Annotated in this window: 24 protein-coding genes; 11 read left to right on the forward strand and 13 right to left on the reverse strand. The window is 69.2% G+C overall.

The window, feature by feature from the left end; all coding sequences use genetic code 11:
- Positions 1-15: 15 nt before the first annotated feature.
- The 5 genes from A176_RS13900 to A176_RS13920 all read right to left on the reverse strand — a co-directional run bounded on the left by A176_RS13900 (position 16) and on the right by A176_RS13920 (position 6,619).
- Complete coding sequence (locus A176_RS13900) at positions 16-1,908, reverse strand: sigma-54-dependent Fis family transcriptional regulator (protein WP_002636464.1); 1,893 nt, start codon at positions 1,906-1,908, stop codon at positions 16-18.
- A gap of 28 nt (positions 1,909-1,936) precedes the next feature.
- Positions 1,937-2,947, reverse strand: coding sequence for a hypothetical protein (locus tag A176_RS13905; protein WP_002636463.1), 1,011 nt, complete (start codon positions 2,945-2,947; stop codon positions 1,937-1,939).
- Positions 2,944-4,881 carry a serine/threonine-protein kinase gene (locus tag A176_RS13910; RefSeq protein ID WP_002636462.1) on the reverse strand — a complete coding sequence of 646 codons (1,938 nt, stop codon included), beginning with the start codon at positions 4,879-4,881 and terminating at the stop codon, positions 2,944-2,946. The genes A176_RS13905 and A176_RS13910 overlap by 4 nt, the downstream gene beginning before the upstream one ends.
- 18 nt (positions 4,882-4,899) lie before the next feature.
- Positions 4,900-5,985: a 6-phosphofructokinase gene (locus A176_RS13915; protein ID WP_002636461.1), complete on the reverse strand. Its 1,086-nt coding sequence runs from the start codon at positions 5,983-5,985 to the stop codon at positions 4,900-4,902.
- 151 nt (positions 5,986-6,136) lie between these two features.
- On the reverse strand, positions 6,137-6,619 hold the full coding sequence (locus tag A176_RS13920; RefSeq protein ID WP_002636460.1) for a tetratricopeptide repeat protein: 483 nt from the start codon (positions 6,617-6,619) through the stop codon (positions 6,137-6,139).
- Between the two features lie 286 nt (positions 6,620-6,905).
- On the opposite strand from A176_RS13920, the gene A176_RS13925 reads away from it, so the two are divergent.
- Positions 6,906-7,343, forward strand: a complete 438-nt coding sequence (locus A176_RS13925) for an ATP-binding protein (RefSeq protein WP_082282739.1) — start codon at positions 6,906-6,908, stop codon at positions 7,341-7,343.
- A 5-nt stretch (positions 7,344-7,348) separates the two neighbouring features.
- On the forward strand, positions 7,349-7,696 hold the full coding sequence (locus tag A176_RS13930) for an STAS domain-containing protein (RefSeq protein ID WP_002636458.1): 348 nt from the start codon (positions 7,349-7,351) through the stop codon (positions 7,694-7,696).
- A 31-nt stretch (positions 7,697-7,727) separates the two neighbouring features.
- Here A176_RS13930 and A176_RS13935 read toward each other — a convergent pair whose 3' ends face one another.
- Positions 7,728-8,801 (reverse strand): D-alanine--D-alanine ligase family protein, encoded by a 1,074-nt coding sequence (locus A176_RS13935; RefSeq protein WP_002636457.1) that lies wholly within the window; start codon positions 8,799-8,801, stop codon positions 7,728-7,730.
- Positions 8,802-8,945: 144 nt separating this feature from the next.
- Between A176_RS13935 and A176_RS13940 the strand changes: the two genes are divergently transcribed.
- From A176_RS13940 to A176_RS13950, 3 genes are all read left to right on the forward strand, one after another.
- The gene (locus A176_RS13940) at positions 8,946-9,353 is read left to right on the forward strand and encodes a hypothetical protein (protein WP_002636456.1); all 408 of its coding nucleotides are present in this window, start codon (positions 8,946-8,948) and stop codon (positions 9,351-9,353) included.
- A 289-nt stretch (positions 9,354-9,642) separates the two neighbouring features.
- On the forward strand, positions 9,643-11,349 hold the full coding sequence (locus tag A176_RS13945; RefSeq protein ID WP_002636455.1) for a phosphatidylinositol-specific phospholipase C domain-containing protein: 1,707 nt from the start codon (positions 9,643-9,645) through the stop codon (positions 11,347-11,349).
- Positions 11,350-11,461: 112 nt separating this feature from the next.
- Positions 11,462-11,845 carry a VOC family protein gene (locus A176_RS13950; protein ID WP_002636454.1) on the forward strand — a complete coding sequence of 128 codons (384 nt, stop codon included), beginning with the start codon at positions 11,462-11,464 and terminating at the stop codon, positions 11,843-11,845.
- 196 nt (positions 11,846-12,041) lie between these two features.
- Here A176_RS13950 and A176_RS13955 read toward each other — a convergent pair whose 3' ends face one another.
- The 3 genes from A176_RS13955 to A176_RS13965 are packed head-to-tail and all read right to left on the reverse strand — an operon-like array spanning position 12,042 to position 13,513.
- On the reverse strand, positions 12,042-12,494 hold the full coding sequence (locus tag A176_RS13955; RefSeq protein ID WP_002636453.1) for an SRPBCC family protein: 453 nt from the start codon (positions 12,492-12,494) through the stop codon (positions 12,042-12,044).
- Positions 12,491-12,868 (reverse strand): ArsR/SmtB family transcription factor, encoded by a 378-nt coding sequence (locus A176_RS13960; protein ID WP_044889152.1) that lies wholly within the window; start codon positions 12,866-12,868, stop codon positions 12,491-12,493. The genes A176_RS13955 and A176_RS13960 overlap by 4 nt, the downstream gene beginning before the upstream one ends.
- 51 nt (positions 12,869-12,919) lie before the next feature.
- Positions 12,920-13,513 carry a GNAT family N-acetyltransferase gene (locus A176_RS13965; RefSeq protein WP_002636451.1) on the reverse strand — a complete coding sequence of 198 codons (594 nt, stop codon included), beginning with the start codon at positions 13,511-13,513 and terminating at the stop codon, positions 12,920-12,922.
- A 173-nt stretch (positions 13,514-13,686) separates the two neighbouring features.
- On the opposite strand from A176_RS13965, the gene A176_RS13970 reads away from it, so the two are divergent.
- Entirely contained in the window at positions 13,687-14,103 is a 417-nt protein-coding gene (locus A176_RS13970) for a hypothetical protein (protein ID WP_144429537.1), read from the forward strand.
- Positions 14,104-14,149: 46 nt separating this feature from the next.
- On the opposite strand, the gene A176_RS13975 is transcribed toward A176_RS13970, so the two are convergent.
- On the reverse strand, positions 14,150-14,815 hold the full coding sequence (locus A176_RS13975; protein WP_144429538.1) for a hypothetical protein: 666 nt from the start codon (positions 14,813-14,815) through the stop codon (positions 14,150-14,152).
- A 185-nt stretch (positions 14,816-15,000) separates the two neighbouring features.
- Between A176_RS13975 and A176_RS13980 the strand changes: the two genes are divergently transcribed.
- A complete protein-coding gene (locus tag A176_RS13980) occupies positions 15,001-15,675 on the forward strand; it encodes a hypothetical protein (protein WP_002636448.1) in 675 nt (224 codons plus the stop codon).
- A gap of 12 nt (positions 15,676-15,687) precedes the next feature.
- Here A176_RS13980 and A176_RS13985 read toward each other — a convergent pair whose 3' ends face one another.
- Together A176_RS13985 and A176_RS13990 are read right to left on the reverse strand one after the other, a co-directional pair.
- On the reverse strand, positions 15,688-16,101 hold the full coding sequence (locus A176_RS13985; protein WP_002636447.1) for an acyl-CoA thioesterase: 414 nt from the start codon (positions 16,099-16,101) through the stop codon (positions 15,688-15,690).
- A 111-nt stretch (positions 16,102-16,212) separates the two neighbouring features.
- A complete protein-coding gene (locus A176_RS13990) occupies positions 16,213-17,616 on the reverse strand; it encodes a DUF3943 domain-containing protein (RefSeq protein WP_002636446.1) in 1,404 nt (467 codons plus the stop codon).
- 193 nt (positions 17,617-17,809) lie between these two features.
- Here A176_RS13990 and A176_RS13995 point away from each other — a divergent pair, with 193 nt between their 5' ends.
- The 4 genes from A176_RS13995 to A176_RS14010 all read left to right on the forward strand — a co-directional run bounded on the left by A176_RS13995 (position 17,810) and on the right by A176_RS14010 (position 22,291).
- Positions 17,810-19,126, forward strand: coding sequence for a S1C family serine protease (locus A176_RS13995; RefSeq protein ID WP_002636445.1), 1,317 nt, complete (start codon positions 17,810-17,812; stop codon positions 19,124-19,126).
- Positions 19,114-20,082 carry an FHA domain-containing protein gene (locus A176_RS14000; protein WP_002636444.1) on the forward strand — a complete coding sequence of 323 codons (969 nt, stop codon included), beginning with the start codon at positions 19,114-19,116 and terminating at the stop codon, positions 20,080-20,082. Before A176_RS13995 ends, A176_RS14000 begins: the two co-directional genes overlap by 13 nt.
- 69 nt (positions 20,083-20,151) lie before the next feature.
- Positions 20,152-21,378: a DUF4130 domain-containing protein gene (locus A176_RS14005; protein ID WP_002636443.1), complete on the forward strand. Its 1,227-nt coding sequence runs from the start codon at positions 20,152-20,154 to the stop codon at positions 21,376-21,378.
- Between the two features lie 142 nt (positions 21,379-21,520).
- Complete coding sequence (locus tag A176_RS14010) at positions 21,521-22,291, forward strand: hypothetical protein (protein WP_002636442.1); 771 nt, start codon at positions 21,521-21,523, stop codon at positions 22,289-22,291.
- A 48-nt stretch (positions 22,292-22,339) separates the two neighbouring features.
- Here the strand turns inward: A176_RS14010 and A176_RS14015 are convergent, their stop codons facing one another.
- On the reverse strand, positions 22,340-23,320 hold the full coding sequence (locus A176_RS14015) for an aldo/keto reductase (protein ID WP_002636441.1): 981 nt from the start codon (positions 23,318-23,320) through the stop codon (positions 22,340-22,342).
- Positions 23,321-23,530: the final 210 nt, after the last annotated feature.

Below are 23,530 nucleotides of genomic sequence, written 5' to 3' on the forward strand. Positions count from 1 at the left end.
CCTGTGCGTCGCGCCCTAGAGTAGCTCGTCGCCCTCCTCGGGGGGCAGGGGGCGTCCCGTCTTCTCCGCTTCCAGCTTCTCCAGATGGCGGAAGATGGTCCGCGGGTCCACGCCCAGGTCCTTCGCCGTCTTGGTCCGGTTCCCGTTGTTCCGGGCGAGGACCTCGTTGATGTAACGCTTCTGGAACTCTTCCTTGGCCTGGAGCAGCGGCATGATGGGCTCCAGGTTCTCTGGCTTGAGGTCCAAATCGTCCGGGCCCAGCAGCGGCTTGTCCGCGAGCACCACCGCCTTCTTCAGCCGGTTCTCCAGCTCGCGGATGTTGCCGGGCCAGCCGTACTTGCGCATGGACACGGTGGCGGAGGGCGTGAAGCTGCGGGCCTTGGAGCTGAACTCGCGGGCGTACTTCTGCAGGAAGAAGCGGCCCAGGACCACCACGTCCTCGCCGCGCTCGCGCAGGGGCGGCAGCTTCAGGGTGACGACGTTGAGGCGGTAGTAGAGGTCCTCGCGGAAGGTGTTCTTCTTCACCTCGTCCTCGAGAATCTTGTTGGTGGCCGCCACCACGCGGATGTCCACCGGCTCGCCGCGGTTGTCGCCGACCTTGTAGACAATCTTCTCCTGGAGCGCGCGCAGCAGCTTCACCTGGAGCTGGAGCGGCATCTCGCCGATTTCGTCCAGGAAGAGGGTGCCGCCAATGGCCGCCTGGAACTTGCCGGCCTTGGTGGCCACCGCGCCGGTGAAGGCGCCCTTCACGTGGCCGAAGAGCTCGCTCTCCAGCAGGTTCTCCGGGATGGCGCCGCAGTTGATGGTGATGAAGGGGCCCTTGACGCGCGGCGAGCGGCGGTGGATTTCGCGGGCGATGAGCTCCTTGCCCGTGCCCGTCTCGCCGGTGATGAGCACGGAGATGTCCGTGGGGGCAATCTTGTCGATGCGCTTGTACACGTCGCGCATGCCCTGGCACGCGCCCACGATGTCGCCGTAGCGCTGGTCCTCCAGCTTGCGGCGCAGCTCGGTGTTGTCGAGCTTGAGGTCGCTCACCAGCATCGCGTTCTGGAGGATGAGCGAGGCCTGGGCTGCGAAGATGGTGAGCATGTCCGCGCTCTTGGGCTCGAACCGGTTCACCAGCCGGTCGTTGCCCACGTAGATGACGCCGAACAGGTCGCCCTTCTGCATCAGCGGGACGCACAGCACGGAGTGGACGCGCAGGTTGACCACCGAGTCGCTCTTGTTGAACTCCGGCGAGTCCAACGCGTCCGCGACGATGAGCGCCTTCTGCTCCTTGACCACCTTGGCGATGATGGAGTCGGAGATGCGGTCCTTCTCCACCGTGTCCTCGATGTTCTCCCGGGCCACGTTGCGCGCCACCTTGATGCGCGGCTCCCCGTTCTCCATCAGGATGAGGAAGCCCTTGTCGGCGCGCGTCACCTCGATGGCCTCGTCCATGAGGCCCTCCAGGATGCGCTCCAAATCGTAGAGCCCCAGCAGCCGCTCGCTGAAGGCCGTGAGCCGGCGCAGCAGGAGCAGCTCGCGGCCGGGCACGCCGGGCAGCTCGGACGTGTGCGAGTCCGGACTGGACGTGCGCGTCAGCTCGCGAGGCGGGGCGGGCGGGGGCGGCGGCGCGCGGGGGGCGTCGTCCCGGGCGAAGATCAGCTCCGTCTGGCCCACGCGGACCACGTCACCGGTGGAGAGCGCATGCGCGTCGCGCTTCTTGCCGTTGACCTGGAAGGTGGCGCCCAGACTGCCGACCTCGTAGCGCGTGCCGTCGAAGGTGACGTGCAGGGCGCTGGAGGGAACGGACGTGTCCTCGAGCTGGATGTCGTTGTCCGCGCCCCGCCCGATGCTGGTGAGGCGCTTGAGCAGGGAGATCGCGCGGACCTTGCCATCGGGGGTGCGGACGGTGAGGCTGGCCATGGCTTCACGTACCTGGAGGCTCTCTTCGTCAGAAGGAGAGGGTGAGACCGGCGCCGAGTCCGCCGGGGGTCGGGTAGAGGCCCACGCGTGCGTGCGTCTTCGGTGCGGCGGCGCGCACGACGCGTGAGGAGGGAGGGGATTCCGAGGGCGGTGCGTCCGCCCGGGGTTCCACGGTGCTGCGCACCACCTGGTCTTCGTGGTGATAGAGCGCGTCCACCACGCCCACGGCGTAGATGGCGTAGAAGCCCGCGGCCGAGCCCAGCTTGAGGAGCTGCCATGCGTCCCGCTGCCTCGCGCGGCTGGTGGGGATGAACCGCACGGTGACGGAGGCCCGGCCGTCCGGGTTCAGCACGTTGTCCAGGTCGATGGTGCGCTCCTCGAACAAGGACTCGTACGCGAAGAAGGAGATGATGCTCGTCACCGCCAGCACGCCTTCGGTGGCGGCGAAGACGATGCCCAGACTGGTGCGGCCCTGCTGGAACTGGCCGGCGCCGAAGGGGACGAAGTTGACCAGGAAGTTGCGCTTCTCCACGGTGCGCACGGTGACCTGGGAGGCCAGCTCCTCGGCGCGGCGGCGCTGCACCTCAGCCTCCATGCGCTCGCGCTCGCGGCGCTCGGCCTCCGCCTTCTCGCGCTCCTTGCGCAGGCGTCGCTCCTGGCGCAGGAAGTCCAGCTCCGTGTCCATGTCCTCCTTGAGCGTGTCGAAGAAGGACACCGCGGGCGGGGGCACGACGAAGGGGTCCAGGCTGAAGTCCGGATCCAATCTGAGCAGGGCGCGCAGGTGGCGGCGGGCGTCATCCGTCCGCCCCAGGTTGAAGGCGGCCAGGCCCGCGAGCTTGTGCAGCTCCGCCAGGTCGTCCTCGTCCAGGCCGCCCCGGTCGATGCGCGCGCCCGCCCGGTCCATCACCTCCGCGTACTTGCCGTAGTCGAAGCTGGCGCGCAGCGCGGCGACTTCCGGATCCCCGGCGTCCTGCGCGCGCGCGGCGTCCGGCACGAGCAGCATCAGCGCGATGAGGAGGAGCGGAACGCAGCGGTTCATTCGGGGCGGAGACTCCCACGCAGCGTGGTGGGTTCGCCCGGCCGCAGATGCACCACCCGCCGCTCCGGAACGTACCCCGGGTGGGAGACCTCCACCACCACGGTGTGCTGGAAGCCCGCGGGGCCGCGGGGGGACCGGACCTCGAACGGCGTCGTCAGGCTGTCCGCCGCGGTGCGGACCTCGTCGCCCACGCGCACCTGCGCGCCCGCGGGCTCGAAGTCCACCGACAGGCGCGACGCCTTGGGCTGGGCCCGCAGGTGGAAGACGTTGTCCCCCTCCGCCTGCACGTCGATGGTGTCCACCACGTCCTCGCAGTAGTCGCAGGAGATGGTGACGGCGTGCCGCCCCGGCGTCATCTCCACGTCGTGCTTCTGCAGCGGCTGGGTGCTGATGGCGCCGTCATCCACCCGGATGCTGCCGTACGGCCGCACGAGGATGGACACCGGCAGCCTTCGCACCAGCGGCTTGCGCGGCGCGTCTTCATCCTCCGGGGTGGCGGCGCGCGCCAGGCCCGTCTTCACCGTGCCGCCCACCGACGGCGAGCCCTCGGTCCTGGGCGTCAGGCCGCTGGGGGCCTTGGCCGCGCGAGGCGGCGGGCTCGCGGGCCGGACCGGCTGGGGCGTGCCAGGGCGCCCGGCGTTCTCCTGCGCACCGGCGGCCAGCCCGGCCGGCGCGGTGGTGGTGGCGAGCGGCTCGGTGGACGGTTCGGGCGGAGGCGGCGTGGTGGCCACCTGTTCCGGCGCGGTGACCTCCTGCGACATCGCCGGGTCGATGCTGGCGTGACCGCTGCGGGCCTTCCAGCCGCCCAGGCCCAACAGGCCCGCGGCGGCCAGGCCCACGCCCACCCGGATTCCGCGGCGGCGCCACGTCTTGAGGCGCTGGGCCCGCTGGATGCCCTTGAGGAGCGCCAGCGCCCGCTCATTGGCGCCGTCCAGCGCCAGGACCTGGTTGAGGCTGGCCAGGGCGCGCGGGATGCGCTTCTCCGCCAGTTGCCGCTCGCTGCGGTCCAGCAGGGTGGCGACGATGCGCTGACGGGCCAGCTTCCGGTACGACTGCGGGTCCGCGAAGTACGACACCAGCTCTTCGCCCACGCGCGCGAAGCCGAGCCCCGCGAGGTAGTCCGCGAGCGCGTCGCGCAGCCGGGCCGCGTCCGGGTAGCGCCGCTGGGGATCTCGCTGGAGGCAGGTGGCGCAGATGTCCGCCAGCTCGTCGGACAGCGCGGGCACGCGGCGGCGCGGGTCCTCGTAGTCCCCGTCCAGGATGCGCTTGAGCGTGGCGGTGGTGTTGGGCGCGAGGAAGGGCAGCCGTCCCGTCATCGCGGCGTAGAACATGATGCCCACGCTGAAGACGTCCGCGGGGGGACCGGCCTCCAGGCCCTCGATGATTTCCGGGGCCATGTGCGCCGGCGAGCCCACCAGCGTGCCGGTGAGCGTCATCCGCTCCTCGATGTCCATCAACCGGGCGATGCCGAAGTCCATGAGCTTGAGGACGCCGTCGTCGCGCACCATGACGTTCTCGGGCTTGAGGTCGCGGTGGATGACGCCGGCCTCGTGGGCGTGGGCCAGGGCGGCGGCGAGCTCATGGATGACCATGGCCGCCAGCTCCGGCGGGTCCATGGGGCCTTCGTCCAGGAAGACCTTCAGCGTCTGGCCGCGGATGTACTCGGTGACGATGAACGCGTCCTGCGCGTCCGCGGCGGAGAAGTCGAACACCTCCAGGATGTTGGGGTGGTGCAGCTTGGCCACCGCGCGGGCCTCGCGGGCCAGCCGGCGGCGGGACTCGTCCTTGCCGGCGAGGTGCGGGTGCAGCACCTTCACCGCGACCTCGCGGTCCAGGGCCGTGTCGAGCCCTTTGTACACGACGCTCATGCCCCCCGAGCCGAGTTGCTCGAGGATGCGGTAGCGACCGATATGGCGGCCGACGAGCGACGTCATGGCGTGCGGTGAGTCCCCTCAGTCCCCGAAGCTGATGCCCATGCTCTTGGTGAAGCGCACCAGCTCGCCCGCCGGATCCACCCGGCGCTCCTTGCGCGATTCGCTCAAGGGTACCGCGATGATCTCCCCCGCGCGCAGCGCCACCATGTGGTCCCACTGCCCGGCGCTCACCAGGTCCAGCACCTTGCAGCCGTAGCGGGTGGCCAGCACCCGGTCCGCCGCGCTGGGGCTGCCGCCGCGCTGGAGGTGGCCCAGCACCGTCACGCGAATCTCCGCTTCGATGTGGCGGGCGAGCAGGTCCGCCAGCACCTTGCCCGAGCCGCCCAGCCGGACCACGCCGCGCCCGGGAATGGCCTCCGCCGCGTCCAGCACGGCCAGCTCGCCGCCCTGGGGAAACGCACCCTCCGAGATGGCGATGATGGAGAAGCTGCGACGGCGGGTGGAGCGGCGGCGGACCTTCGCCACCACGGCTTCCACGTTGTACGGAATCTCCGGAATCAGGATGACGTCCGCGCCCCCGGCGATGCCGCTCTCCAGGGTGAGGAAGCCCGCGTGGCGGCCCATGATCTCCACCACCATCACCCGGTCATGGGACTCGGCGGTGGAGTGCAGGCGGTCGAGCGCCTCGGTGACGATGAGCCGCGCGGTGTCGAACCCGAACGTCTGGTCCGTGCCGGACAAGTCGTTGTCGATGGTCTTCGGGCAGCCCACCACCTTGAGGCCCTTCTCTGACAGCCGGTGGGCGATGGACAGCGTGCCATCACCGCCCACGGCGATGAGCCCGTCCAGGCGCAGCTCCTCGCACCGGCGGAGGACCTGGTCGGACACGTCGTGCTCCACCCAGTGCCCGTTCTCACGGGTCGCGTACGAGAACGGGTTGGCCTTGTTGGAGGTCCCCAGGATGGTGCCGCCCTTGGGGAGGATGCCGCGCGTGTCCTCTTCAGTGAGCGGGTGGGCGAGCCCCGGCTCGAGCAGCCCCATGTAGCCATTCTCGATGCCGACGAATTCGTGGCCGAACTCGTGCGTGCCTCGCTTCACGAGGCCGCGAATGAGCGCGTTGAGGCCGGGGCAGTCTCCACCACCGGTCAGGACTCCAAGTCTCATGGGCTGGGGCATACAGGTCGGACGCGGGTGTCAGAGGGAGAGAGCGTCACCATGACAGAAACGTCGGACCTGATTGTAGGAGGGGGGCCGGGGGGTGCAACGCGCGAATCACCGGGGAGGGCGGATTCGCGAGTGGAAACGGGCCCTTTCCTCAGTCGCGCTTCAGGCGGCGGCGCGAGGCGACCCGGTCGAGCAGGGCCTGCAGGCGAGGCTCCGGCTTGTCGGGGAGTGCCCTATCTGTCGGAGACTGTAGGGGCATCGTGCGCGCGAGGCCATAGAGCTCGATCAGCCGCTCCTTCAGCAGCTCGCTGTCCGGCCGTTCCTGGAGGGCGCGGCGGTAGCACGCGGCGGCTCCCGCGTAGTCACCCAGGGCGAAGAGGCGTTCGCCTTCCTGCACGGGGGACGAGGGGCCCACGGGGAGCGGGATGTGGGCCTCCGCCCGGGCCGCTTCGAGCACTTCCAGTTCCGCGGGCTGGAGCAGCTCCCGCGCGTTGGCCAGCTTGCCGGCCAGGCCGGGGTCGGCTGGGAACGCGCGAACGAGCGACTCGTACAGTCCGAGCGCTTCGGTGAGCTCGCCGCGGCGCAGGGCGCGATCGGCACGTAACTCCATGTCGGCCCTGGCGGCGGGGGTCATCTCCCCGGCAGGTTACCCGCGCCGCGCGGGGATGTCACAACGAACACGCAGCGCCACGGTGAGTTGAAATCGTGGATTCCGGGGCGGGCTTGGCGGGGTCGGCACCGCCCCCTGCCTGCCCGGCGGGTCGTCCGTCTCGTGCTCGCGGATGAAATGCAAGGGATTGAGTGTGTCGCGACACCCGGGTGTCATGTCTGCCTTAAGGGATGATTAGTCGTGTTTTGATTGTATTTCCAGTTGAGCGCTGATACCTATTTCAGGGTCGCGAGCACTTCCCTGGTTCCAGATGACGACCTCCTTGCGCATGTTCGGCGAAAGCCGGTTGGAGTTCATTGACAGGGTCACCGCCGGGCTCCGTCGCTTCTTGGAGGACGTGCGCTTCTTCGGGCCTGAGTCGGAGCAGGTGGAGTTGGCGGTCGCGGAGGCCGTGGCCAATGCCATTCAACATGGCAATCAAGGCCAGATGCGCCGCCGGGTCGAGGTGGGCATTTCGTATCAGGATGCCTGCATCACGGTGTGTGTGCGGGATGAAGGTAACGGATTCGACGTGGCGGCGGTTCCGGATGCGACGTCCGGTGCTCGGCTCCTCGTGCCTTCGGGGCGAGGGGTGCTGTTGATGCGCGCGCTCATGGATGAGGTGGAGTTCTCGCGCCATCCCCGGGGCGGCGCCGTCGTCCGTCTTTCGAAGCAGCGGTTCGCGGTCCCCCCTCTGAAACAGGAGTGAGTCTCATGGCTCAGTTGACCATCCAGCAGCGCCAGTCAGGCGACGTCACCATCCTCGACCTCGCCGGGAAGATTGCGATTGGAGAGGGCGCGGTCGTATTGCGCCAGGCGGTGCACCAGGCGCTGGAAGACGGGAAGAAGAAGCTCGTGTTGCACCTGGCGAATGTTTCGTCCGTGGACAGCTCTGGCATTGGCGAGCTGGTGAGCGCCTACACCCGGATGTCGAACCATGGCGGCGCGCTGAAGCTCCTGGCGCTTCCGAGCAAGGTCCAGGACGTGCTGATGATCACCAGGTTGCTGACGGTCTTCGAGACCTTCGACAGCGAGCAGGAGGCGCTCGCCAGCTTCCAGTAGCAACCTGCCTCCCTGAAGGCGCCGTGGCCGGTCAGGAGCGCTCGGTCCAGGCCGCGGCGAGCATGGCGCGAAGCAGGTCGGCGTAGCTCCAGCCCTCCGCTCGCGCCGACAAGGCACAGAGGCTGTCCTGGTCGTCGCGGCCAGGGCGCCCCGGGCCCGTCAAGTTGGGCTTCATGTTGAGGTCGAAGAGGCGGAACGCGCCGTCGGCGCCCGCCCTGCAGTCAATGCGGATGAGCGCGCGGGCGTCCACGAGCCGGGCCGCCTCCGCGCAGGCTCCGAGCACGGCCTGGATTCCGGGCCGCGAGGCATCCTCGTCCGACAGCGCGCGGCTGTTCTGGGTCACCGCGACCGTGCCGTTGTAGGGCATGACGCCGTCGTGGTGGTCGAAGCGGACCACGGGGCGCAGGCACCAGTGCTTCGCGCCAAGCTGTCCAGTGGGGGTGGGCGAGGCGGGGGGCAGGACCGTCACGGTCAGCTCCTCTCCGGGCAGGTACTCCTCGAGCATCAGGGTGTCACCGAAGGCGCCCCCGTTCAGCAGCGCGCTCGCCGCGGCGTGAAGCTCCGCGAGGTTCGCGGTCCGCGTGACGCCCTGGCTCCCCCGTCCCCGGATGGGCTTCACCATGACGGGGAACGCCAGGCCCTGCGTGCTCACGGCGTCCAGGGCGACGACCCCGGCCCGCGCCTCACGCGCCACCAGCAAGGAGCGCGCGACGGGCAGTCCGCGTTGGAGGAGCAGTTGGTTGGTGTCGAACTTGTCGTCGAAGCGGTGGACGGCGGCGGGGTGCTGGCCCACGACGGCGACGCGAGACAACACCGCCTCGAGCGGATGGCCCGCGAAGAGCACGGTGTTCGCCCAGAACACACGGGCGCCCAGGCCCAGCGCCGAGGCGATGCCCGCCTCCGTATCCGGGAACACCCAGTCCAGGGCGGAGGCCGGGGAAGGGGCGTTGACGGGTGTGACGACCGCCTGGCCCGCCTGGCGCAGCGCGAAGGCGATGTCGGCACCGCCGTCGGAGTAGCCCCCCGGCTTGGCCTCCTTCCGCAGCCCGTTGATGACCGGCGGGGCCAGGGCCTGGAACAGAATCGCGACAGGGGCGGCGTTCATGCGGCGGCGTACCTTTCGTTGCCCGGCGGACATCCGTACCCGTCACGGTATTTCGCGGCGACACATTTCGCCTTCGATGTCGGACGTCAGAGCCATTATTCTGGAAAGACCTTTCAAAGCCGAAAGGTCTCACCGGGAGCAAACATGCAGGCAAAGTCGGTTTTCGTGGCGGTGGCACTCGTTGCTGGACTGCTGGCGGGCTGTGGCGGTGTCGAGGGCTCGCAGCAGGATTCCGCGCAGACCCCCGAGGTCGAGGCGGCGGCGCTGTGTAGCGACTGTGGCTGGCTCTACGTCCGTTGTATGTCCCGCGCGCAGACGGCCGAGGCGAAGGAGATGTGCGAGTACGGTCGCATGGACTGCGAGGCGACCTGGTGCACGGCGGCGGCCCCCGAGGTCGAGCAGGCCAACGCCTGCGTTCAGCAGTGTGACACGCGCTTGAACCAGTGCCTCCGGCTGGGCACGACGCCGCTGGGCACCTGCTTCTATCGCCACAACGAGTGCATCAACAACTGCCCCATCGTGGACGCGCACACGCCTGTTCAGGCGCAGTGAGCCCCCGTCTCGGCCGCGGCTGACTGTCGGCTGACACAAGCCCCTGTCCCCCAACATCCCGGGGGCAGGGGCTTTCATTTTCCCCGTTCGTTTCGAGCCCGCCGCTCCCGTGGCGACGCAGCCACGAATCGTCCAATCCCAGCCGAACGGGAATGGACATCGGCAGCGAAGCCGGAGAGGCAGGTGATTTGTTGGGAGTTCTGGGTATTCGTGAGAGCGTCTTGCCTTGGACGCGCCACGGTGAAGACCGGGGCGTTTGTCTTTGCACCTCGTCGCCGAGAACCCCCTCATGTCAAATCGTTCGTCTGCCTTCCCCCGCCTCCGCCACCTGGCGGCGATGCTCGTCCTGGCGAGTGTCGCCATGGCTCCCGCGGCGTTCGCCCGCGGCCGCTACTACAACGACTCCGGGAGCATCGAGACGCATCACCCGAACTGGATGAACTGGGTGCCGGACTCGACGCGGCTGTCCGCGCTGTCATTGCCCGGCACCCACGACACCATGGCCTACCAGGGCTACGGTGGGTCGCTGACGCAGACGCAGTCCCTGGACCTGCGCAAGCAGTTGGAGGCGGGCGTCCGCGCGCTGGACATCCGCTGCCGGCACATCGCGGACAGCTTCACCATCCACCACGGCGTGGTCTACCTCCACGTCAACTTCGATGACGTCCTCCGGACGACCATCCAGTTTCTGAACGCGAACCCCTCCGAGACGGTGGTGATGCGCGTCAAGAAGGAGCACACGGAGGAGAACGTCACCCGCAGCTTCGCCGAGACGTATCTGGCGTACCGGAACAACCCGGCCTACCGGCCCTACATCTGGACGGGCAGCCAGGTGCCGAGCCTGGGCGAGGTGCGGGGAAAGATTGTCATCCTGGATGACTTTGGTGGCGGGGCGTACGGCATCGCCTGGGGTAGCCTCAACCTCCAGGACGACTGGACGGTGTCGACGCTCTTCGACATCGGCAACAAGTGGAACAAGGTCCGGGCGCACCTGGAGCGGACGAACACCGGCGCGTCTTCCTCGCTGTTCGTCAACTTCCTCAGTGGTGCCTCCGCGCTCGCGCATCCCTACTCGGTGGCGGGTGGGCACAGCTCGATGGGCATCCGCGGGGTGAACGACTACGCCATTGACCACCTGGTGGCGGGCCACAACCAGCGCGCGGGCATCCTGTTCATGGACTTTCCGGGGGCGGGTTTGATTGACGCCATCCTGGCGCTCAACTTCCGGCTGCTGTCGTCGACGACGTGGCTGCCGGACGACTTCAACGTCATTTTCAGGAACACCGCGCACACCATTGGCGGCAACGCCGAGCAGCGCTGGCACGGCATCCGGAACTTCGTCAACAACGCCGTCCCGGGGCGCTACTGGCACGTGATGGCCTTGAAGCGCGCCTGGGGCGCTTGGATGACCCACCAGGGCAATTACTATCAATCCGACAGCATGGATGATTACACCCACATCGCCTTTCCGACGAACTCGGTGACGAGCGTGGTGGGGAAGGGCACGCTGGAGAGCTACGTGCGAGGCCAGCTCGGGAGCTTGTCCGGTGGCGCGGGGGAGCGCGCGGTGGCGCTTCACGGCCGTCTGGGGGCCCGCTTCCCGTTCCAGCGCTGGGCGGTGGTGGTGAAGCAGTCGCCGGGCGGGCTGAGCAACTGGGCGTACTCGGACTACGGGCGGGGGGCGCACCTCTCGTCAGGGGACTATACGTACGCGGTCCAGGCGCACTCCGCCTCGGAGGGTGTCTATCTCCACGAGCACGGCAACTTCGAGGGCAACCTGGTGCGGCTCACGGGCGGCGTGAATGCGCTCGGAGACCTGGGCTTCAATGACGTGGCGAGCTCCCTCTCGGTCGTGGGGCCGTACCGGGCGACCCTGTGTGAGCACGTGAATCTGACGGGGCGGTGCACCACCGCGACGCAGAGCGTGAGTGACATCGACACCCTTCCGAATGGCCCGTGGAACGACCGCGTGTCCTCGGTGGCCATCTCCCGCTGAGTCCGGGCATGACGCGGTCCGTGTGAGCACGGGAGCAGACGCCGCTTGCCCCCAGGCGCGGGCGGCGTCAGGTTCTCCTTCCTGAAGCGGCATTCGCATTCAAGGAGGGCACGTGGCGTACAAGCCTGAGGGGTATACATCCGTGGCGCCGTACCTCGTCGTCGACGGGGCGGGCAGGACCGTCGACTTTCTGGTGGAGGTGTTCGGCGCGGAACGGCTGCGCATGGTTCCCGGGGACAACGGCCGGTTGATGCACGGTGAGGTGCGCATCGATGACACGGTCATCATGCTGAGCGAAGCCGCCAACGGTTGGCCGGCGGTCGCCAGCCACGTTCACCTGTACGTCGCGGACGTGGATGGCATCTACCAGCGCGCGCTCGCCGCTGGGGCCGAGGCCGTCAAGACGCCGGTCAATTCGGGAGATGGCGACAAGCGCGGCGGGTTCCGTGACGCGGGCGGAACCACGTGGTGGGTCGCGACGCAGGAATCGAACTGAGCTTTGGAAGGAGACGGGCTCCCGGCGCGAAGGCGTGCTCCGGGGTTCGTCCTCCGTCCGGGGTTGCTGGCGGTGCGGGTCAACGAGGGCCGCCAGCGGGCAGAATCAGAGCTTCGGATGCGGATGATTGTTGGCTGGCTTTGCGGCGAGGCGCGCGGGTGATGACAGGTCTGCGACTGGACGGGTGGGGGCGCGTTCAGCGTGTGAGCTCGAGCGCCAGCTTTTCGAACAGCTCCTTCGTTCCCGCCTCGCGTCCGCGGACCGCGTCCTGGCCGCCTTCGAAGTACGCGCCCTGCTCGGTATAGGTGAGACGTGTCGTGTCGCCCTCGGTGCTGAACTGCACCGTCACCAGCGATGAGGAGATGTTCTTGCCGGCGACAGTCATCGTATAGGCGAAGACGATGCGCTCATTGGGAATGATGTCCGTGTAGAGCGTGTCATTGCCAATCTCCGGTCCACCCTGGAAGCGGAAGACGCCGCCTTCACGGCTGCCCGCCTTGAAGTTGAGCTCGTACCGGACAATCTCCCAGCCTTCGCCTTCGACGAACCAGCGGCGGCGAATCTCGGGGTTCTCGAACGCGTTGAACACGCGGGCGATGGGGGCGCTGAAGGTCCGGTCGACGGTGAAGGTGCTGTGAACGAGGGTCATGGCTTCTTTCCCGAGGGTGGGGTGGTGGGTTCGGCAAGGAGTGCTTCGAGACGGTCGAACTTGCGTTCGATGAGGCTGCGACGGTCGGCAATCCATTGCCCCGCGACCTGGAGGCCCTTGGCGTCCAGCCGGCACGAGCGCACGCGGCCGACCTTTTCGGTCGCCACGAGCCCGCTCTCCTCCAGCACTTGAAGGTGCTGGACCACGGCCGCCAACGAGATGCCAAGCGGTTGGGCGAGCGCACTGACCGAACAGGGCCCGTGCCCCAGCTTCTCCACGATGGCGCGACGTGTCGGGTCGCCCAGCGCGTGGAAGACACGGTCAATGTCGGATTGGTTAGGCACGGACTTAAGTATTGGGCGCGGGAGGCCCATAGTCAAGTCGCGACTAAAGTATTGGATTCCGGCGGGCGCGGCCGTTGAGCGTCAGCGTTCCCCTGGAACGTAGAGTCGGTTGGGCGTGCCCTCGTAGTCCACGTGGCGTTCGAGCCGCATCCCGAGTCGCTCCGCGACGCGGAGGGAGGCCACGTTGTCTGGGTGGATGATGGCGATCACGGGAACCTCGGGCAGGTGCCGCCGCGCCAGGTCCAGCGCGGCTCGGGCCATCTCTGTCGCGAAGCCCGAGCCCCACGTCCGGGGCGAGAACCGGTAGGCGAGGTTCAGGACCAGCAGGCCTTCGAGCACCTTGTAGCGCAGGCCTCCGAAGCCCACGACGTCGCCCGGAGCCTCTCGCCGCTCGGCGACCCAGTAGCCGAGGTCCCGCTGCGCCCAGTCCTCCATCCACAGCGCGGTCCGATGGCGAGCCTCGTCCATCGAGGTCATGGCGCCAGTGAGGCTGAACCGGTTGGTCTCCGGATCCGAGTGCAGGGTGAACACCGCGTTCACGTCGCTTCGGCTGACCGCGCGAAGCAGCAAGCGTTCCGTCGTGACGCGTTCAAAGGCTTCGCGCATGGCTGGCAGCGTGCCTCGGGATGCGCCCCCGCGCCACATGCGCATCGTCACCGTGATGCCCCGACTCACCGCACGGGGGCGTTTCCGGCGACGCGGTGTCGCGCGAGGCGCATCGGCAATGCCTCTTCACACAGAGGGGCCTGCTCATCATCGACGGCCGTGCCTTGGCGTCGACCTCTCGACATCACGTGGCGGCTTCCCACGATGGTGGGCGTGTCGCGCGCGCCAGTAGCGTCGTTGGGATGAAAACTCCCTCTGTAGGAAGCTGGCGTCTGGGTGTCCTTGTCCTGTGTGTGGCGGCGGCGTTGAGCGCGTGCAACGCGGGGGACCCGGGCGAGGGCACGGTCGACCTCGAGTCCGGTGATTCCGCGCTGACGTGTTTCGAAACCCAGTCGTGCGCGGACGCCTCTCCCCGGGGGTTGTGTACGTGCGAGACGGAGCTGCGCGTCGTGACGAGGTCGGCGACGAACCCGCTCCGCTGCCACCGGGCCATGGAGGTCGCGAGAGAGCGGGCGTACGCCGCCGCCGAGGCAGCCTGTTCCGTGGGCATCTGCAACCCCGTGGAGCGGGAGCGCCTCTGTGAGGTGGGGCCGGATGGGCTCGGCCACGCCCTTTTTGAATTGACGTACTCCTGCTGGGATTCGGTGACCTGCGGGTAGCGGAGGCATGGCGCCGCCTGCGCGTCAGCCGCACGGAGTGCAGGCGTCAGAACTGGCCGCTCATTCCCAGCACGGTGTGCCCGGGGCCCAACGCGAGGGCGGGCTGCAGGCTGACCGCCTGCGGCTCTTCGGGGCGCGAGTTGAGGGCGTGTGACACTTCGTACCCGACGATGGCGCCAAGCAGCGGCCCCACCATGATGGCGAGCGGTTGGATGTCGGTATTGGGGACCAGGTACGCGGTCGCGAGTCCAGCGCCAGCCCCCACCGCAGCCCCCGCGAACGCGCCAGCCTGGGTGCCTTTGCCATCCACGAGTCCCGCGCCCGCCCAGACGCCGATGGGCGCTCCGATCATCATTCCACCCAGGGCTCCGAGCGCCGCGTAATCCCAGCAGCCAAGGCCGATCGGGCCGCTGCCGCCGTCACAAAGCGCGAGTCCAATGACTGCGCCCGGAATCACCGCGGCGAACGAGGTCAGCGCGATCCCGCCCACTTCCGCTGCGACACGTGCCACCGGGGACCCTGGGCTGGGCGTGCGTCCTGGCGCGGGTGGGAGTTCCAGCAGTCGAGGCCCTCCCTGAGGTTTTTCGTTCGGCACAGGGGTGTCCTCGAGAAGTCGCAAGCCCGTGTGCGCGAGACCGGAGCCCGGTGCGATGAGCGCCAACCCGAGGAACAGCGGACACATCCATGTGAGCAGGGCCTTGAGCGATGTCATGGCCCGGCGTGTTGCAAGGCCAAGGCCGCGCCGTTGGCGCGCCAACTCCAGAGGGGTTCCGCGTTCCACCGAAAGGTGTTTGTGCAGCCCGTTGCACGTTCGGTCCGTCGGTGTGCAGTCGACTTCGCGAACGCGGCCCTGGGGCTCGGCGCGCGCCGCGTGCGCGGCGGGGGTATGCTGTCCCGGTGCATGTCGCTTCCCTCGCCGCTGGGCTGCTGACGCTGACGGGCGCGCTCGGTACGGAGGTGCGCCGTGACGGCTACCAGTTCCGTCCGCCCGAAGGCTTCCACATGGTGCGCTGGGAGCAATACGCGGGCTCCCGCGTGGGCGCGGTGGGCTTGGACGCGGAGACGCCGCGCGTGCTGTCCGCCGCGCTGACGGATGGCGAGGGCCCCGACGCGGCCACGTTCCTCGTCTCCGTGGTGAGCAGCGGCTTCAGCGCGAGCCCCTCCGACCGTGAAGACTTCGCCTCGGCCGTGATGCAGCACTACCGGCGTGAGCTGGGCCTCCAGTTGTCGCCGGAGCGCGTGGAGCGCATCGGTGGGACGACGCCTCGGGTGGAGGTCCTGGGTACGCTGCGCGAGGCGGGGCAGGTGCGCACGGTGTTGATCGCCGGGCTGGCCTCGGAAGGGGAGCACGCCGTGGTGACCGTGAGCGCGCCGGCCGTGCGCTGGCAGGCGCTGGCGCCGCAGGTGCGCGCGTCCTTGGAGACGTTCCGGCATGAAGTACCGAACGCCGCGGGCCCGGTGCCACGCCGGCTGCTGGGCGCGCTGGCGGGGACCCTCGCGGGCGCGTTGGTCGTCTCGTACACGGCCTGGCGCAGGCGGCGGCTGCGGCACGCCGCGAACACGTCCGTGTGAATCACCACCGCGCTACGTGGGCTCGGGCGCGAGCGGCGGGACGGGCGTCGGCTTCTGGTGCTCATCCAGCGCGACCATGATGAACCGCCCGCGTGTGCACAGCTCGCGGACGCCGGTGAGCAGCTCCTCGGCGAACAGCTCCACCTCCACCGTGAGGGACGTCCTGCCGGTGGAGACGACCCTGCCCACCAGCTCCACGAGCTGTCCCTGCCGGACAGGGACGTGGAAGTCTACGCGCTCGCTGGAGGCGGTGACGATGTTGCGCCGGGTGTAGCGGCTCGCGGTGATGAACGCGGACATGTCCATCATCCGCAGGGCCTGACCGCCGAAGAGGACGCCGGAGTGCGTGGCCTGGTCGGGGAACACCATGTCCACCATCCGGGTCTCGGTGGCGGAGGAGGGCAGCGACGGCATCGGAGGGTTCATGGGCGGGACTCCTGGCATGCCATCACCGATGGCCGCGACACATCATGGGCCTCGCATGACAGTATCGGCAGCGGTGCGGGCCGCCAAGTCACATATGCCACACGCGACTCCTCAGTGCAGTGAGAGGAACACGCGTGCCTGCGGGATGCCTCGCGAGACGGTGTCGTAGTCGCGGAAGAAGCTGTTGCGCTCGAAGAACGTGAAGCTGGCGCCCAGGCCCAGGTTGGCGAACAGCGGCACGTCCAGCAGCAGCGTGCCTTCGTGGACCAGGTGGTTGCCGTCCGCGCCGTTCAACGTGTGGATCCACGTCGAGCCCGCGTGCAGCTTGAGGTACTCCCAGGGCCAGCGGCCGTACGAGGCCTCGATGTGGAAGCCCAGTCCCGGGCCGTAGTCGTAGTCGCGTCCTATCAACTCGGCGTACTCGGAGGAGATGCCGGCGAGCACCAGCCCTCGCAGGTGCAGCGACAGACGCAGCTCGCGCCCCTGCTGCGTCACGTACCGGTACACCAGCCCCGCGCCGAGCGACTGTCCGCCCAGCTCATAGGCCTGGTTGTCATTGAAGTCGAAGTGCTGGAACGCGCCCAGCAGGATGCGCTCGTTGCCGCTGCTCTCCAGCGAGAGCATCGCCAGGGCGCCTTTGACCTCCGCGCGGCTGATGAGCCGGCCCTCGCCCGTGGTGAACTGCACGCCCATGTTGAAGGCGTCGAACGGCGCCTTCACCGGGAAGCGCAGGGCGTCGCCGTAGCGCAGGTCCAGCTCCGCGAAGAACTGGTTCAGCGGCTCGCCCGCGTCGATGTTGAGATACCCCGAGCGCAGCAGGGTGGCGAACACCGGGGGCTGCCAGTCCTCGGGCGTGGGGGCGCTGCGCCAGGCGTCTCCGCGCACCACCCGGTTGAAGCCCCGGATGGGGTTGAGCAGGCCCGCGGAGACCTCGCGGGCGACGCGCCGGGTGCCCGTGTCGCGCTGGTCCAGCAGCATGGAGGACAGCCGGTAGATGGCCTCGCCCTGCGCCCAGCCCCCCATGGTGGTGTTGATGAGGTCGTTGATGGACGGCAGCTTCTGCTCGCCGAAGAGCTCCCATTGGAGGCTGCCCAGGAGCGTGAAGGCCGTGGCGCCCCAGTAGCCGAAGCCGTGGTCCCGGGCGGCGTTGAAGTACGCGCTGCCGTGGTAGGGGTGGGCGAACTGGTTCGTGCTGAAATCGTCTCGGTCCCAGACAAAGCCCGTCGCCAGGTTCCGGCGCCACGTGCGCAGGTTCACCACCGACCAGTCCTTTTTCAGGACATACATGTTGAAGGCCCACACGGTGGCGTTGATGGCCGTCACTTCCAGCAGGGCCCAGCCGAGCTGACGGGGCCGGGGCTCCGTGGCCTCCGCGTCCTCGCCCGTTTCGACTCGGGGGGCGTCCGCGGGGTAGCTCGCGGGTCGGGCCAGCGAGGGGAGCAGTGTCAGCAGCAGCGCGGCCGTCCGCCACCTCGGCGCCTGGACGCGCACGCCGCCCCGCTGGCTGTGGCGCATGTCGGCTCCCCCACCCGGAGGCGGAACATGGGGACCCGGTGGAAGGCTCGCCATGGACCGCTGGCGCGGCCCCGGGTCGACCGGTGGACAGGCGCTTCGGACGCCCGCCTGGTGGCTTCCTCGCGCCTTCGGAAGGAGGGGGTGTGTCGGAACGTCCCACGGCGGGCGCGGTGGGGTAGGGTGCGCCGCATCCATGCACGCTTTCATCCTCGCAGCGGTGCTCACGCAGACGCCGGTGGCTCCGGCGGAGCCGAGCCCGCTTCCGGCAGCCGAAGCGCCCCCACCCGCTGTTCCCCTGGGGGCCTTGCCACCCGCCACGCACGAGCTGTTCCAGCGGCTCGAGGGACAGGTCGCGCAGGTGCGCATCATCGAGCGGCGCTCGGGGACGCGGTCGTCCATCGGGTCGGCCTTCTTCGTGTCGGCCGCCGGGCACGCGATGACGAACTATCACGTCATCTCCGACGTGGTGATCCACCCGGATGACTACAAGGCGGAGCTGGTGCTCAAGGGCGGGGGAGAGCCCGTGCCGGTGCGGTTGGTGGACGTGGACGTGGTGCACGACCTGGCCGTCATCCAGACCGCCACGCCGGTGGAGCACTTCTTCGCCCTGGATGACCGCGAGCCGCCGCAGGGCGCGCGCCTGTTCGCCATGGGCAACCCCCGCGACCTGGGGACCACCATCGTCGAGGGCACGTACAACGGCTACATCCGTGACGCCCTCTACGAGCGGCTGCACTTCAGTGGCGCCATCAATCCCGGCATGAGCGGCGGGCCCACGCTCACCGGCGAGGGCCGCGTGGTGGGCGTCAACGTGGCGACCATGGGCAACCAGGTGGGGTTCCTGGTCCCGGTGAAACATGCGCGTGAGCTGTTGGCGCGCGCGCTCGAGGCGAAGGACTCCGGCGCGCAGGCGCTGCTGGACACGGTGCGCGCGCAGCTCCTGGACAACCAGCAGCGCGTCACGGAGCGGCTGATGGGCGAGCCCGTGCCGCAGCAGGCCCTGGGGAGCTACCGCGTCCCCGGGCGGTGGGGCGCGTTCCTCAAGTGCTGGGGCGACACGCCGCACGACCCGGAGGTGCCGTACACGGTGACGAACTACCAGTGCTCGTCGGAGGAGGACATCTTCGTGTCCTCGCGTCACCGGACGGGCGTGGTGACCTTCCTGCATCAACACGCCACCAGCCAGAAGCTGGGGGCGCTGCGCTTCTCCTCGCTCTACACCGCGCTCTACTCGCAGGACCCGGACCCGGTGGAGGCCACGCGGCAGGACGTCACCAACTACCGCTGCCAGTCGGAGTTCGTGGACGTGGCGGGCCTGCCGGTGCGCGCGGCGCTGTGCCTGCGCGCCTACAAGAAGTTCCCCGGCCTGTATGACCTGGTGCTGCGCGCGGCCACGCTCAATGCCAGCACCAGTGGTGTGGACACGTCGCTCACGCTGGCGGGCTTCACCGCGGACAACGGCCGCAAGCTGGCGCGCCGGTACCTGGAGGGGCTGTCGTGGACGAAGTGATCTTCCTCGAGGTGTTGGAAGGCGACGGCGTTCAGTCCCGCCACCGGCTGGAGCGCTTCCCGGTGAACGTGGGCCGGGGCTACGGGAACGACGTCATCCTGGATGACCCGAAGGTGTCCTCGGAGCACCTGCGCATCGAGCGGCGCGAGGACGGCACGCTGGTGCTTCGCGACGTGGGCAGCCAGAACGGCACCTACCGCATGGACCCGTGGACGCCGTTGGCCGAAATGGACCTGGCGTCCGATACCCGCGTGTCCGTGGGGGACACCGTCCTGCGCTTCCGCGCGCGCAGCCATCCGGTGGAGAAGACGGTCATCGCCGCGCAGCCCAGCGCGCCCCGGCCCCGCGTGTTCGAGCAGCCGCGCTATTTCTCCCTGGCCGTGCAGGCCCTGCTGGGCGCGAGCCTGCTGGAGGGCTACCTGTCCAACTACGGGCGCACGGACTGGGGCGAGCTGACGGTGGCGCTGGTGGTGCCGTTGGGCATCACCTTCATGTGGGCCGGTGGCTGGTCCATGGCCAGCCGCATCGCGCGCAAGCAGTTCCACTTCCGCACGCACGCCACGGTGGCGGCGCTGGTGCTGCTGGGCGCCGTGGTCATCCAGCCGCTGCTCACGCTGGTGGGCTTCAGCCTGGGGGTGAGCTCCAACCTGGCCTGGGCCCACCACCTGGCCTTCCTGTCACTGATGGCGTGGGGCCTCTTCTGGCACCTGCGCTATGTGACGAAGTGGGAGTCCGAGCGGCTCGTCCGGGTCATCGCCGTCGTCACCCTCTCGTTCGGGGCCTTGTCGCGCGCCGACGCGTGGCTGGGCAACGAGTCCTTCAGCACGGAGCTGGGCTTCCGCCGGGCGCTGCTGCCCCCGGCCCTCCGGCTGGTGGGGACCGAGCCGGTGGACGACTTCTTCGCGGACACCGCGAAGGTCCAGGAGCAGGTGGACGCGCTGGCGCGCGAGCCGTGAGCGGCGGGGCCTGACAGGACGTCGTGGGCGGGATGGGGGATGTCAGACCGGGCAGGTAGGAATGCCCGCATGGACGTCCATCCGGAGTGGAAGCCTGGTCCTGGCGCGTGGAGGGCTCGCGCGCCCGGCGTTGACGCGGGGCCTGCTGCGCGGGGGCTGACGCGGGTGAGTGTGGCGCCGGACCTGGCGGCATTCCGGGCCGTGGCGCGTGGGCTGTTGGCCCGGGAGGCGCCTCCCGACCGCGTCCACTTCGACGAAGTGCGTGGGCACCCGGAGGGGCTGCTGCGGGCCGCGGCGCGGTGGGAGGCGTGTGGACGGCTCGCGCCCGCGGTGCCCCGGGACTTCCTGGGCATGACGCGGGCGGTGTTGCCTCACCGCGACCCGGGCCGGTGGGCGCTGCTCTACCGGGTACTCTGGCGGCTCACCCATGGAGAGCCGGCGCTCCTGCAACGGCATGAAGACACGGACGTGCGCCAACTGCGGTGGATGGAGCAGTCGGTCCGCCGGGACCTGAAGGCCATGACGGACGCCGTGCGATTCCGGCGTGTGCCGCGCCACGGGCGGGAGCACCATGTCGCGTGGTACGCGCCGGAGCACCGCATCCTCCGGGCCGTGGCGCCGTTCCTCGTGCGCCGCTTCGCCTCCTTCGCCTGGAGCCTGTTCACGCCCGACGGCGGCGCGCACTGGGACCTGGAGCGGCTGACCTTCGCGGAGGGCACGCACGCCTCGGGTGATGCCGCCGCCCACGCGGCGTCCAGGGCGCGGGGGCGGAGTCCGGGTCCCACGGCCGGGGGCGTTCCCTTGATGTTGGTGGGGATGGCGCATGAGGGCGGTGACAGCCCCTCCTTCACGGGGCCCGCGGGGCAGTTGCTGGCGTTGGTCCTGGGAAGGGCGGGGCTCCTGGGGCCAACGGCCCCTGTCACCCATGGCGTGGTGCCGTGTGGCGCTGGCTGTGGGACGTGGCCCCTGCCAGAGGGGGCCCGGACCTCGTGTCGCCATGGGCTGGACGCGGCGGTGGCGCGGGCGCGTCCTCGGATGGTCATCGCCTTGGGGGCGCAGGCCGCGCAGGCCTTCCTGGGCGTGGGGTTTCGCATCCACATCAGCCGGGGGCAGGTGTTGAGCTCACGGTGGGCGGAGGGGTGGATGGCCACCCTGGAAACCGAGGCCATCGTTCGCCTGACCGGGGCGCGGGAGCGGGCCGAAGCGCGCATCCATCTGGAGGCGGATTTCAGGTCCGCGGCGGCGTGGCTCCGGCAGCGCTCTCCGGGGGACGGCGTTCGCCCGCGCGTGGGGTGATGAAACGCATGACGTGTGCGTTCATATCGGCGGGGGCCGGATGCTTGCGCCGTGGTGGCTTCCTCGTTGGGGAGGAGGGGGATGCGGATGTCGCCCCGCGGTGGGCGGGTTAGGGTGAAGAACGATTCTGGGAGGACACCCGATGCGTCATTCGCTCCTGGCGGTTTCGTTGTCGTTCTTCGTGGGGTGTGCGCACAACGCGCGGCGCGTGGACCCGGTGGAGTTCGCGCCGGCGGACCTGTCGCAGCGCGCGAGCATGGAGCCCTGGGCCATCTCGATGCCCTTCGAGCAGAACCAGGACGGCACGGACCTGGTGCTGGCGTTGCTGGACCGGGCGGAGGCCTCGGGCGCGCGCTACGTCAGTGACTTGCAGGTGGTGTTCGTGACGAAGCAGGGCGAACAGGCGTTGGAGTGCAGCACGCCGCTGGTGCCCGAGTCGCAGGTCGAGCCGGTCCGTGCGCACTTCGCGGAGCGGGAGAAGGACCCCGAGGCTCCCCTGGCGGTGAGGCCCTTCACCTTCAGCACCGTCGAGTTCGGCTGCGGCGCCGTCGCGTCGGCCCGGCTGATTCGGGAGCGGAGGACCGCACCCAGCGGCGTCCCGATGGAGACCACCCGGGACGCCATCCGCTCGGACCCGCTCCGTTGGAGCACGTCTTGTGGATACTCGCGGGTGATGCACGACGTGGATCGCTACGTCTTCCAGGCGGACGTCAACTACGTCCCGCCGCTCACGTACCGCATCCAGCAGGCCCGGCCGGAGTTGGCCCTGGTGGAGGACCGCGCCGCCTGTGTGCCCGCGACGCCGTTTTCGCCGTCCGTCAATCGCATCGAGGCGGTGGTGTACGGCGGCGCGGGGCCCAAGGCCGCGCTGGAAGCCGCCTTCCGCATGCACCCGGTGCGCACGTACCTCTGAACCCCGGGCGGGGTGCGGCCCGGTGTCCGGGCCCCACCGTGGAACCGCTCAGAGGCCGCGCACGGCGTGGGGCTGGTAGGGCGCCTCCAGGGCCTTCACTTCCTCCGCGGTCAGCTTGAGGTCCACCGCGCGCACGGCGTCCTCCAGGTGCTCCAGCTTCGTGGCGCCGATGATGGGCGCCGTCACCGCGGGACGCGAGAGCAGCCAGGCCAACGCTGTCTGCGCGGGCGGGACGTTGCGCTTCTCCGCGACGCTCCGGTTCGCCTCCACCACGTCCCAGTCTCCCGGCTGGTCATAGAGCGTGGGCGACAAGGTGTCCGACTTCGCGCGCACGGTGGTGTCCCGGTCCTTCAGCGACTTGCGTGAGCCCGCGAGCAGGCCTCGCGCCAGGGGCGACCAGGGGATGACGCCAATGCCTTCGGCCTCGCAGAGGGGGAGCATCTCCCGCTCCTCTTCCCGGTAGACGAGGTTGTAGTGGCCCTGCATGGACACGAAGCGCGTCCAGCCGCGCAGGTCCGCGACGCCCAGCGCCCGCGCGAACTGCCACGCATACGCGGAGGAGGCCCCGAGGTAGCGCACCTTTCCCTGGCTCACGAGCTGATCCAACGCGGCCAGCGTCTCCTCCAGGGGCGTGTTCGGATCCATCCGGTGGATTTGGTAGAGGTCGATGGCCTCCACGCCCAACCGCTTCAGGCTCGCCTCACAGCCCTGGACGATGTGCTTGCGGGACAGGCCCCGCATGTTCTGCCCGTCGCCCGTGGGGAAGTAGACCTTGGTGGCCACCACCACTTCGTCCATGCGCGCGTAGCGGCGCAGGGCCCGGCCCGTGACTTCCTCACTGACACCTTGTGAGTACATGTCCGCCGTGTCGAAGAAGTTGATTCCCAGCTCCACCGCGCGGCGGAAGAAGGGCTGCGCCGCCTCTTCGTCCAGCACCCAGGGGCGCCACTTGGGCGTGCCGTAGCTCATGCAGCCGAGGCCGAGCCGGGACACTCGCAGGCCCGTGCGTCCAAGGTTCGTGTATTTCATTCCGTTGCGTCCTTATTCGTTCAGCGTGGCTCGCCGTGTTTCCGGTGTGTCGGCTAGGTCTTTCCTGGTTACTTGGAATCCGGTAGATAGGTGGGGAATCCGAGGGGCGCTGTTCGGAGCGATGCAGAGCGTGCCCCTCGTGTTTTCAGGTGGGGCGCGTGATGTGGCGTTTCGAGGGGTGCCTCCAGGCAGAGCCTCGGGACCCACGTC

Source organism: Myxococcus hansupus (assembly GCF_000280925.3).
Classification (GTDB): domain Bacteria; phylum Myxococcota; class Myxococcia; order Myxococcales; family Myxococcaceae; genus Myxococcus; species Myxococcus hansupus.

Bases quoted from the DNA above. Each gene is read 5' to 3' on its own strand.
- A176_RS13900 (WP_002636464.1), bottom strand. From the start codon at position 1,908: ATGGCCAGCCTCACCGTCCGCACCCCCGATGGCAAGGTCCGCGCGATC.
- A176_RS13905 (WP_002636463.1), bottom strand. From the start codon at position 2,947: ATGAACCGCTGCGTTCCGCTCCTCCTCATCGCGCTGATGCTGCTCGTG.
- A176_RS13910 (WP_002636462.1), bottom strand. From the start codon at position 4,881: ATGACGTCGCTCGTCGGCCGCCATATCGGTCGCTACCGCATCCTCGAG.
- A176_RS13915 (WP_002636461.1), bottom strand. From the start codon at position 5,985: ATGAGACTTGGAGTCCTGACCGGTGGTGGAGACTGCCCCGGCCTCAAC.
- A176_RS13920 (WP_002636460.1), bottom strand. From the start codon at position 6,619: ATGACCCCCGCCGCCAGGGCCGACATGGAGTTACGTGCCGATCGCGCC.
- A176_RS13925 (WP_082282739.1), top strand. From the start codon at position 6,906: ATGACGACCTCCTTGCGCATGTTCGGCGAAAGCCGGTTGGAGTTCATT.
- A176_RS13930 (WP_002636458.1), top strand. From the start codon at position 7,349: ATGGCTCAGTTGACCATCCAGCAGCGCCAGTCAGGCGACGTCACCATC.
- A176_RS13935 (WP_002636457.1), bottom strand. From the start codon at position 8,801: ATGAACGCCGCCCCTGTCGCGATTCTGTTCCAGGCCCTGGCCCCGCCG.
- A176_RS13940 (WP_002636456.1), top strand. From the start codon at position 8,946: ATGCAGGCAAAGTCGGTTTTCGTGGCGGTGGCACTCGTTGCTGGACTG.
- A176_RS13945 (WP_002636455.1), top strand. From the start codon at position 9,643: ATGTCAAATCGTTCGTCTGCCTTCCCCCGCCTCCGCCACCTGGCGGCG.
- A176_RS13955 (WP_002636453.1), bottom strand. From the start codon at position 12,494: ATGACCCTCGTTCACAGCACCTTCACCGTCGACCGGACCTTCAGCGCC.
- A176_RS13960 (WP_044889152.1), bottom strand. From the start codon at position 12,868: ATGGGCCTCCCGCGCCCAATACTTAAGTCCGTGCCTAACCAATCCGAC.
- A176_RS13970 (WP_144429537.1), top strand. From the start codon at position 13,687: ATGAAAACTCCCTCTGTAGGAAGCTGGCGTCTGGGTGTCCTTGTCCTG.
- A176_RS13975 (WP_144429538.1), bottom strand. From the start codon at position 14,815: ATGACATCGCTCAAGGCCCTGCTCACATGGATGTGTCCGCTGTTCCTC.
- A176_RS13985 (WP_002636447.1), bottom strand. From the start codon at position 16,101: ATGAACCCTCCGATGCCGTCGCTGCCCTCCTCCGCCACCGAGACCCGG.
- A176_RS13990 (WP_002636446.1), bottom strand. From the start codon at position 17,616: ATGCGCCACAGCCAGCGGGGCGGCGTGCGCGTCCAGGCGCCGAGGTGG.
- A176_RS13995 (WP_002636445.1), top strand. From the start codon at position 17,810: ATGCACGCTTTCATCCTCGCAGCGGTGCTCACGCAGACGCCGGTGGCT.
- A176_RS14005 (WP_002636443.1), top strand. From the start codon at position 20,152: ATGGACGTCCATCCGGAGTGGAAGCCTGGTCCTGGCGCGTGGAGGGCT.
- A176_RS14010 (WP_002636442.1), top strand. From the start codon at position 21,521: ATGCGTCATTCGCTCCTGGCGGTTTCGTTGTCGTTCTTCGTGGGGTGT.
- A176_RS14015 (WP_002636441.1), bottom strand. From the start codon at position 23,320: ATGAAATACACGAACCTTGGACGCACGGGCCTGCGAGTGTCCCGGCTC.